The 9292-nt window shown below is 70.8% G+C and carries 11 protein-coding genes and 1 pseudogene; 3 read left to right on the top strand and 9 right to left on the bottom strand.

The features are described 5' to 3' along the window. The 3 genes and pseudogenes from ADK57_RS16005 to ADK57_RS15995 all read right to left on the bottom strand — a co-directional run. Positions 1 to 193, bottom strand: a pseudogene (locus ADK57_RS16005) (sugar ABC transporter substrate-binding protein); the annotation flags it as partial. A 273-nt stretch (positions 194 to 466) separates the two neighbouring features. Beyond that, positions 467 to 1972 carry an FGGY-family carbohydrate kinase gene (locus tag ADK57_RS16000; protein ID WP_234390218.1) on the bottom strand — a complete coding sequence of 502 codons (1506 nt, stop codon included), beginning with the start codon at positions 1970 to 1972 and terminating at the stop codon, positions 467 to 469. 115 nt (positions 1973 to 2087) lie between these two features. Beyond that, complete coding sequence (locus ADK57_RS15995) at positions 2088 to 2435, bottom strand: hypothetical protein (RefSeq protein ID WP_053750120.1); 348 nt, start codon at positions 2433 to 2435, stop codon at positions 2088 to 2090. A 268-nt stretch (positions 2436 to 2703) separates the two neighbouring features. Here ADK57_RS15995 and ADK57_RS15990 point away from each other — a divergent pair, with 268 nt between their 5' ends. Together ADK57_RS15990 and ADK57_RS15985 are read left to right on the top strand one after the other, a co-directional pair. Then, a complete protein-coding gene (locus ADK57_RS15990; RefSeq protein WP_053750119.1) occupies positions 2704 to 3705 on the top strand; it encodes an acyl-CoA desaturase in 1002 nt (333 codons plus the stop codon). A gap of 83 nt (positions 3706 to 3788) precedes the next feature. Next, positions 3789 to 4187 (top strand): DUF5994 family protein, encoded by a 399-nt coding sequence (locus tag ADK57_RS15985; RefSeq protein ID WP_053750118.1) that lies wholly within the window; start codon positions 3789 to 3791, stop codon positions 4185 to 4187. A 73-nt stretch (positions 4188 to 4260) separates the two neighbouring features. Here the strand turns inward: ADK57_RS15985 and ADK57_RS49035 are convergent, their stop codons facing one another. From ADK57_RS49035 to ADK57_RS15965, 4 genes are all read right to left on the bottom strand, one after another. After that, complete coding sequence (locus tag ADK57_RS49035) at positions 4261 to 4857, bottom strand: DUF5994 family protein (RefSeq protein WP_053750117.1); 597 nt, start codon at positions 4855 to 4857, stop codon at positions 4261 to 4263. Between the two features lie 152 nt (positions 4858 to 5009). After that, positions 5010 to 5771, bottom strand: coding sequence for a GAF domain-containing protein (locus ADK57_RS15975; protein WP_078973152.1), 762 nt, complete (start codon positions 5769 to 5771; stop codon positions 5010 to 5012). Continuing rightward, complete coding sequence (locus ADK57_RS15970) at positions 5768 to 6562, bottom strand: ANTAR domain-containing protein (protein WP_053750116.1); 795 nt, start codon at positions 6560 to 6562, stop codon at positions 5768 to 5770. The genes ADK57_RS15975 and ADK57_RS15970 overlap by 4 nt, the downstream gene beginning before the upstream one ends. A 67-nt stretch (positions 6563 to 6629) precedes the next feature. Then, complete coding sequence (locus tag ADK57_RS15965; RefSeq protein WP_053750141.1) at positions 6630 to 7013, bottom strand: STAS domain-containing protein; 384 nt, start codon at positions 7011 to 7013, stop codon at positions 6630 to 6632. A gap of 290 nt (positions 7014 to 7303) precedes the next feature. Here ADK57_RS15965 and ADK57_RS15960 point away from each other — a divergent pair, with 290 nt between their 5' ends. Then, positions 7304 to 8197 carry an alpha/beta hydrolase gene (locus ADK57_RS15960; RefSeq protein WP_053750115.1) on the top strand — a complete coding sequence of 298 codons (894 nt, stop codon included), beginning with the start codon at positions 7304 to 7306 and terminating at the stop codon, positions 8195 to 8197. Positions 8198 to 8220: 23 nt separating this feature from the next. Here ADK57_RS15960 and ADK57_RS51185 read toward each other — a convergent pair whose 3' ends face one another. After that, complete coding sequence (locus ADK57_RS51185) at positions 8221 to 8403, bottom strand: DUF397 domain-containing protein (protein ID WP_078973151.1); 183 nt, start codon at positions 8401 to 8403, stop codon at positions 8221 to 8223. Next, complete coding sequence (locus ADK57_RS15955) at positions 8315 to 9229, bottom strand: helix-turn-helix domain-containing protein (protein WP_053750114.1); 915 nt, start codon at positions 9227 to 9229, stop codon at positions 8315 to 8317. The genes ADK57_RS51185 and ADK57_RS15955 overlap by 89 nt, the downstream gene beginning before the upstream one ends. Positions 9230 to 9292: the final 63 nt, after the last annotated feature.

Genomic DNA, 9292 nt, shown 5'->3' with positions numbered 1-9292 from the left:
TGATCCCGGTGTCCTTGGTGAAGTTGTCCTTGGTCAGCTTCGCGATGTCCTCCATCTGCGGATTGCCGACCATCAGCACGTTGATGCTCTTGCCACCGCTCGAGGACCCGCCGTCCCCCGCTCCGGAGCAGGCGGTGGCGAGAAGGGCGGTGGCGGCGGCACCGGCTATGAGGACGTGTCTGGTCGTTCGCATGACGGGGGACCTCTCGTGCGGGATGCGTCCTTGGGGAGTCGGGCGCGTTTCGATGGCGGAATTATTAGCAGGACACTGCGCCGTTGTTAACACATCTTGCGAGAAAACTTCCCAGAAGTTATCGCTAAGTCATCTTGGAGGGAGGCGGCGGAGGGCACGGCGGGGACCGGCGGGGGACTGGCAGGGAGGCACTGACGGATCTCCGCAGCGCATCGTCGACGCAGGTGGGAGCGCCGGGCCCCGCCTCGCCGGGCATGATCCGCCGGTCGGGCCTCAGGCCTCCGGCGCGTTCAGGCGGGCCCAGACCGGCCCGAGCGCCTCCAGCGCCTCCAGGTACACCTCGTACGCCTCGTCGAGTACGGCGGCCCGGTCGGGGTCGGGTTCGTGGCGTCGGAGCACGGCGGCACCGGCACGCGGGTCCGTCGCGTCGTCGAGCAGGCCGACGGCGGTGGCGGCGAGCAGGGCGGCCCCCCGGGCGGCACTTTCCGCCACCTCGGTCACCACGACCGGTCGCCGCAGAGCGTCGGCGAACATCTGGCTCCACACCTCGCTGCGCGCGGCGCCGCCGGTCAGCCGGGCCGCCCCCGTGATCCGCAGCTTCGAGCAGAGCGCGTCGACGTGCCAGCGGTGGTTGAGGACGACGCCTTCCATCAGGGCCCGCAGCAGATGGCCGCGGCCGTGCCAGCCGCGCAGACCGAGGAACGTGCCGGACGTGGGCCCGAGGTGCGGAGAGCCGTACACGAACGGGTGGAACAACACCTGCGACGGACCGTCCAGGTGTGCCTCGACCTCGCGGCCGAGCACCTCGTGAACGCCGTCCCGTTGCTCGGCCGGCAGGCCCGTCACCCGCAGGAACCACTCCAGGTTCGCCACCGATGCGGGGGAGGTGGACATGGTCATCCACTGCCCCGGCCGGACGAAGTGCCGGACCTGCCAGCGCGGATCGACGACGGGACGCTCGCCGACCACCTGATTGATGCTGAACGACCCGGCGATCAGGCACAGTTCGCCCGGCGTCGAGCCACCGATCCCGAGCGCGGCGGCGTCGACGTCATGGGCGCCCGTGACGACGGGGATGCCCGCGGTGAGCCCGGTGAGCGCCGCGGCCTCGCGGGTGACGGTTCCGCTCACCGCGTCGCAGGCCAGGACGGGCGGCAGCCTGTCGGCGAGCGCGCCGAGGCCGTACAGGTCGAGCAACTCCGGCGAGTAGCCGCCCCGCCGCATGTCGGTGAACGAGGCACTGGCGTCCGTCGGATCGGTGGCCACCGCGCCCGTCATCCGCAGGCGCAGCCAGTCCTTGCAGGACAACAGCCAGCGCGCCTGCTGAAGCACCCCCGGCTCGTGGCGGGCGAGCCAGGCCAGCAGGGCGGCAGGGGAACCCGGGAAGGGCACCGTCCCCGACAACTCCAGGGCACGGGACCAGATCGGAGTGCCCCGCCACTCCTCCAGTACCGGTTCGGCGCGCGTGTCCATCGCCACGATCGCGGCCCGTACCGGCCGACCCCGCTCGTCGACGGCGTACAGTCCGTCGCCGTGCCCGGCCAGCCCCACCGCGGCGACGGCGCGTCCCGCGTCCGGGCCCGCCTCGGCGAGACAGGCGCCGATCGCCTGGTGCGCCGTCCGCCACACGTCGTCCATGTCCCGCTCGACCCAGTGGGCACGAGGGGTGTTCAGCGGCAGCGAGCCGCTGCCCCGCGCCACCGGCCGGCCGACGGCGTCGAACAGCACGGCCTTGGTCACGGTGTGCCCGGCGTCGACGCCGAGCACCAGGTCACGCACCAAGGCTCACATCCACCGCAATGCGATCTCCTCGCGTGTCGAACTCATCGCCCACGGGGCCGATCGTCCCACGCGGCAGGCCGTCGTGCCCGGAACACCACCCGCTCGAGGGGCCTCAGAGACGCAGCAGCCGTTGGGTGAGTTCCCGGTACTGCCGCAGCGCGAGGCGCAGCTCGGTGGACTCCGCTTCGGGGTCCCGGTCCTGCCAGCCCTCGCGGAGCGCCCGCCGCAGTTCGGCGAGGGCGTTCACGAGCTGGGCGGTGGCTTCGTCGAAGGCGCCCTCGGCCTCTTCCAGCGCCTGACGCGGGGTGTCGGCGAAGGCGTTGACGGCATGTCCGAGACGTGTGGCGATCTGCTCCCGTTCGTCCGACGGGACCAGCGGTTCCGGCCCGGTGGCGCGGCGTCCGCTGACGCCCCGGGGCTGGTCCGCGGGCTGCTGGGCGCGTGTCTGGTCGTACATCATGTGTGCCGCTTTCCTTTGTGTGGTGCCGGGTGTTCCGGAGCGGCATGGCTCTGCGCCGTGTCGCCAGTCAACGTCCGGCGTCGGCCCGTGTCAACGCGGGCTCCCGCGCCGGAGGCCGTTATTACGCAACGCGGGAGTACGGTGGACGGGGCGAGGGCTCTTCGTACGAACCAGCCCGCCCGTTTCCCAGCACTCCACCCTTCCTTACAGGGGCAGCCCGTGACCCCGGCCGCGCCATCCGCAACCAGGCCAGGCCGAGGAGTCCCGCATGCCGCCCAGGTCCAGTACATCCACGACGGCGATTCCCGCTGACACCGCCGCGCCAACCCCGGGTTACGACGGGATGTCCCCCTTCCCGCCGGACGGCCCGGCACCCGCGCGCGAAGGCGGGGATCGGCTGTACATCATGGTGACAGCGGTGATCGTCGTGCTCCCCTTCGTGGCACTCGGCCTCGCCGGCCGGCTGCTGTGGGGAAGCCTCATCCACCCCGCCGACATCGCCCTCGCCCTCGTCCTCTACGTCGTCACCGGCCTCGGCGTCACGGTCGGCTTCCACCGCGGCCTCACCCACGGCAGCTACCGTGCCGTCCGCCCCGTACGCATCGCACTCGCGGTGGCCGGGTCGATGAGCTTCCAGGGCGACGTGATCGGCTGGGTCGCCACCCACCGCCGCCATCACGCCTTCACCGACCGGCCCGGAGACCCGCACTCCCCGTACCGCTACGGCACTCATCTGCGCGGCCAGTTGCGCGGACTGCTGCACGCGCACGTCGGCTGGCTGTTCCGCAACGACCGTACGCCGCCTGAGCGTTACGCCCCCGACCTCCTTGCCGACCGCGACATCCGTGCCGTGGCCCGCGCCTTCCCGGCGCTGTGCGTCCTCACACTCGCCCTGCCCTTCGCGGCGGGCTGGGCCATCGGCGGCACCTGGGTGTACGGCGTGACCGCCCTGCTGTGGGCGGGACTTGTCCGCATCGCGCTGCTCCACCACGTCACCTGGAGCGTGAACTCCCTCTGCCACATGATCGGCGAGCGCCCGTTCCGCACCCGGCGCCACGACCGGGCCACCAACCTCTGGCCGTTGGCCCTGATCTCGTTCGGCGAGAGCTGGCACAACCTCCACCACGCCGACCCCACGAGCGCCCGCCACGGTGTGGACCGCGGCCAGATCGACCCGTCGGCCGCCGTCATCCGCCTCCTCGAACGCCTCGGCTGGGTGAACGACGTGCGCTGGCCGACCCCGGACCGGGTCGCCACCCGCCGAGCCTGATCACCACCCGGCCGTCCACTGCCGCACGCCCGCACGCCAGTCGCCCGTCGCCCGTCGCCAGTCGCCAGTCGCCAGGAGTCTTCATGACCACCGCACTGCAGCCCCCGCTTCCTTCCCACCCCCTGCTACGCCTGCGCCTGGCCCCCCACGGCGTTCTGCCCCGGCCCATCGACGGGGCGTGGTGGCCCCGTTCGTACGACCTCCTCGCCGAACTCCCGCGGCTGATCGCCGGGTTGCCGCGCGAGTGGGGCCACATCACCAGCGTCACGGTCAACGGGGCGCAGTGGCCCGCGACGCCCGGCCGGATACTCGTCTCCAACCAGGTCGTAGCCCTGCACAGGGCCCTGACGGCATCCGCCCCGCACACCGTCGTCCTCCTCGCCCCGGGCCGGGGACGCTGGGACCTGATGGTCGTACCTCCGAATACGACCTCGGAGGCCGCCGAACGGCTGATGGCAACCGCGGTGGGCGGTCGGGCCTGATCCGGTCGGGTGCGATCCGACCGGGCCTGATCCGGTCAAGCCTGATCCGGTCAAGCCAGATCCGGTCGGCTGGTCACATCACCATGACCAGCCGAGGGGGCCGACCGGTGGTGACCCCGTACGCCTCGTGTGCCCCGTACGCCTCGTACGCGTTGTGATTGCCGTAGGGCTCGTACGTCCTGCACGTCTCCTGCGACACGGAGGTGTCGTCGGCCGGTTCCGCCGCCATGAGTGCGGTCGCGGTCATCGGCGGGCCGGTGCTCGTGCTCGCGGCGGCCATCAGCCGGGCGGCCGAGGGAGCGCCGGTCTCCGGGGGGATCACCAGGAGGTCCCAGCGGCCCGCGGTGTAGGACATCAGCAGGATCTTGTGCGGATCCAGCTCCGAGGTGAACCAACCGATCTTCACCACATGCCCGTTGACGAAGACCTTGGGCGGGATGATCGGCCAGTACCTCGGGTTGACGGCGATACGCGTGATCCGTCCCCACAGCGGATCCAGCACGTCTGCCAGAGAGGAGAGTTCGCTCGGCAGGTCACGTGAACGAGGCCACCAGGCGCCGTCCAGCTCGGCGGCCCCTCCGGAAGGGCTCGCGGGTTTCAGCGCGAGGCGCGCGGTCGGGGCCCTGAAGGGCACGAGCTGTAGCGGGGGACGGTCGGTGGTCGCGGACATCGCGCGAACCTGTCTCCGGGCCCTTGCGGGTGAGCAGTTGCCCGGTGCCGTTGCTCACCGGGAACGACACCGGCATCGGGGCCGGTGCGCGAAATACTCCCGATGACTTCACGCTACTCCCCGAAGAGGCCGAACGGACCGCTCCTGGACGCTCAGCCGTCGTGATCCCCCGACCGTGCCGGTGCCGGGATGCTCGCGGTGTCGAAGTCGCCCGAGATGATCCGCAGGGCGAGGTCCGACAGGCGCAGATGACGGGCGCGCGCGTACGCCCGGAACGCGGCGAAGGCGTCGTCGACGGAGGTGTTCCAGCGCTCCGCCAGTACGCCCTTGACCTGCTCGACGAGAACGCGGCTGGTCAGCGCGTTTTCCAACTGGCTGTTCTCGACGTGCGACTGCTCCAGCGTGCGCTGCTGCAGGATCGCGATGGTGGCCACGTCGGCGAGCGCCTGGGCGAGCGCGATGTCGTCGTCGCCGAGGCGCTGCCGAGTGGTCTGGAAGAGGTTGAGCGCGCCGACGACCCGGTTGCGCAGGCGCAGCGGTATGGCGTGCGTGGACACGTACCCCGTCTCGCGAGCCTGCGCGGCGAAGCGCGCCCAGCCGGCGGTCCCCTCCGCGCGCGTCAGGTCGATGTTGGTCCGGGCGGCGCCGGTGCGGTAGCACTCGACGCACGGCCCCTGGTCGTGCTGGAGCGCGAACAGTTCCAGCAGGCGGGTGTGTTCGTCCGAGGCGGCGATGATCTGCAGTTCGCCGTGCGCGTCCGCGAGCAGGATCCCGGCCGCCGACACGTCGAGCAGTTCCACGCAGCGCGTGGACAGCCGGTGCAGCAGGTCGATGACGTCGAAGTCCTCGACGAGGGAGTCCGCGACCTCCACGAAGATCTCGGCCAGACGTCGTTCGCGGGCCATGCCGATCATCCCTTTCCACCGTCGGGCGAATACGGCCCGCTCTTGTCGTCGTCGAAGCCGTCGTCGAGGCCGTTGTTGAAGCCGTTGTCGAAGTCGTCGTTGAAGCGGAGCCTGCGGGCGACCACGTCCTCCGCTACCTCCCCGAGGAGGCGCTCACTGCCGTAGGCGTGGCCCCGAAGCCGCAGGAGGGCCTCCTCCATGGACACACCCAGCTGGACGCTGACCATTCCCGTGGCCTGGTGCACGACGGCGCGGAGCAGCCCCGACGGCCGCTCCAGAAACATGCCGAGCCGGGCACCGTCCTCGACCCCGTTCCGGATCGCACGTTGGTCCGCGTTCAGGAAAGCACCGGTCAGCGCGGCCGCCAGAGCGGTGGCATCCACGTACTGCTGCACACTCATCCGCCGGTCCCCGTCGTACAGCACGGTCAGTACGCCGACCCGGATGGCGCCGATGCCCAGAGGGAAGCAGCACACACCGTGTACGCCCATCTCGCGCGCCGCCGGCAGTAGCGCGGGCCACCGCTCGGGGCGCACCCGGTCCAGGTCCGGCTCCACGACGGGCGAACCGGCACGGGCCGCGTCCGGCCCCGGACCCTCACCCAGCGTGAACTGGAGTTCCTCGAACCGCGCGCTCAGCTCGGGGTGGCACCACAGCGGCTCGGCCGTCCGCTCGTCGCCGATCAGCAGCGACAGCGCGACGCCCTCGGCCCCCAGCGCCCGCGCACACGCCCGCGCCGGGTCGCCGGCGCCGCCCAGGCGCAGCGACCGCAGCACGTCGGCCATGCCGTCGCTGATCACCGGTCTCCGTCCCGCGGCGGCCGGGGTGACGCTTGGGCACGATCCGTCACCCGGCTCCCGCCGTACATTACGTGGCCCGGCCCGGCGCCGTGCCCTCTGCGGGTACGTCCTTCGCGGGTAAGCCCTTCCAGGCGTCCTGGGCACTCGCGTACCGCGGGAACCGCTCCAGCACACCACCGGCCCGGAACACGAGCCCCGGCCCGGGCCGGACGTGAACGACACGCACCCACCCGAGTCGCTCCCGGCAGTCCTCCCAAGCCGCGCGCAGCGGCTCCAGGACACTGCCGTCCATGAAGGTCACACCACGCAGATCGACTATGAGGAACAGCCGCCCGGTGCCATGCCGGGCGTCCTCCAGCTCCCGCGCAAAGGCCGGCGTGGTCGTCAGATCCAGCTCACCGCCGGCCCGGACCACACGGCACTCGTCAAACAGGTCGGGATGCGGGCCCATGTGCCCCATCTCCTCTGTCATCGTTTCAGCTGTCGCCTTGCGCAGGGCCTCTGTTGCGCGAACGGAACTGCACGGAGAGGGCCGGGGGCACGGGCGGGCCGTAGGGCCAGCGTACTGCCGCGGGGGGAGCGGCCGGGCACCCATTCCGGGGGTTGGCCCCCTGGGCGCCATCACGGCCCAGGCGGCGCGGCGAGGGCTGCGCAGCGCGCCCGCTATTGCGCGACGCGCGACGAGCGTCCATCATCAGGAATCCTGTTAGTTTAGAGTTGCAGCGATGGGCGGAGAAGACCATGCCGTTGAGCCCCAGAATCCAGGCCAGAGGGATCCAGCTGCTGCTCGGCGGCATGATGGCTCGCGTACACAAGGACCTGCGCTTCACCGACATCCCGAAGCACACCGAATCCCTTCGGGTGGAGACCGGCGCCGGACCGGTGGCCTGCACCGTCTACCGCCCGCCGGCCACAACCGGCACTCCTGCCCCCGTGTACCTGAACTTCCACGGAGGCGGCTTCATCGTCGCCCGCCCCGAGCAGGACGACCACATCTGCCGCTACATAGCCGCCACGGCAGGCTGCGTCGTGATCAACGTGGACTACGCCGTCGCCCCGCAGCGACAGTTCCCCGCACCCGTCACCCAGGCATACGACGTCACCGCCTGGGTCGCCGAGAACGGCCCCGCCAACAACTGGGACGGCGCGCGACTCGCCGTGGGCGGACACAGCGCCGGTGCCAACCTGACCGCCGCGGTCTGCCGCCTCGCACGAGACCGCGGCACCTTCACGCCCCGGCTCCAGATCCTCGACTCCGCACCGCTCGACCAGCTCGCCGACCCGGCCGACAAGTTCTCCCCCATCGCCAAGCCGCTGCTCACCCCCCACCTCATGCGGGTCTTCACCGCCGCATACCTCCCCGACGCTGCCGACCGCACCGACCCCCTTGTCTCGCCCGGCCTGGCCGAGGACCTCGCCGGACTGCCGCCCGCCCTGGTCATCACCGCCGAGAACGACCGCCTGCGCGACGAGGGCGACGCCTACGCCAAGGCCCTGGACGCCGCGGGCGTCCCGGTCACCCACCGCGTCTTCGAGGGCGTCGACCACTACTTCACCCACACCGGCCCGGTGCCCAGCGGAAAGGAGGCCATCGAGCTGATGGCCGACGAGTTGCGCACCGCACTCACCGCCTGACACCGGCCGCCCGTGCACCCGGCTCAGAGGCCGTGCTGACCGGCCTTCAACTCACCTATGAACGCTGCCCAGGAACCGGCTTCGAAGGTCAGAGCGGAACCGTGCGGGACCTTGCTGTCACGGACGGGGACGACGCCGGGGAACCCGTCGGCCACCTCGACGCAGTTGCCGCCCTCCTGATTGCTGTAGCTGCTCTTGCGCCACACGGCGGCGCTGGGATCGGGACGGGACATTCGCTCCACGGTTGTAGCCCTCCATCACGGATCGGATCATGTCGAGCGACATGAGCGGGGGCAGGGCTTCCGCCCGTAGCCGATCGTAGGTCAGCGCGAAGCGCCTGACCTCGCCCGGATCCTCGATGAGTTGGCCGTAGTGCGCGCCCTCCGTATAGGCGACCTCTGAGCCGTCCGGCAGCGTCAGAACCGTCAGTGAACCGCCCATCGCGTCGTGCTCGCCCTGGTCGAACGGCAGCACCTGCACGGTGATGGGGTGCTCCGCCGCCACTACGAGCAGCAGTTCCAACTGCGCACGCATCACATCACGCCCGCCGATCGGACGCCTGAGGACCGCCTCGTCGAGTACCACGCACAGCTCCGGTCGGTCGGGTGAACCGAGCCGTTCCTGCCGTGTCATGCGGGCCGTGAGGCGTTCGTCCAACTGCTCGTCACCGCTGAGTGTCAGGCCGACGCTCAGAACGGCTCGCGCGTACTCCTTGGTCTGCAACAGACCAGGCACCACATGTGCCGCGTACTCGCGGATGGACACCGCACGTTCCGAGTGGGCGATAAATGCCCGCGACCAGTCGGGGAACGACTCCCGATACACGTACGGCCACAGCTCGACCAGCAGATCGTCCGCGCCCAGGACGGCATCGAGCGCCCGCGCCAGTTCCAGCGTCGGTTTCGCCCCGGAGGCTCGCTCGATCTGTGTGATCCGGGTGCTCACCACATGTGTCTTCGCGCCGAGTTCCGCTTGGGTCAGTCCGGCCGCCGTACGAAGTCTGCGCACCCGCGAGCCGAACAGCGCCGCCATCGACGTATTGGGGTCAATTCCGTTGGCCAAGGCGTCACTTCCGTTCCTTACGAACCAAAAGGT

It is taken from the genome of Streptomyces sp. MMG1533 (assembly GCF_001279775.1).
Lineage (GTDB): Bacteria > Actinomycetota > Actinomycetes > Streptomycetales > Streptomycetaceae > Streptomyces.
The sequence above is the reverse complement of the archived record's forward strand: the minus strand, read 5'-3'. Positions and strand labels throughout refer to the sequence as shown.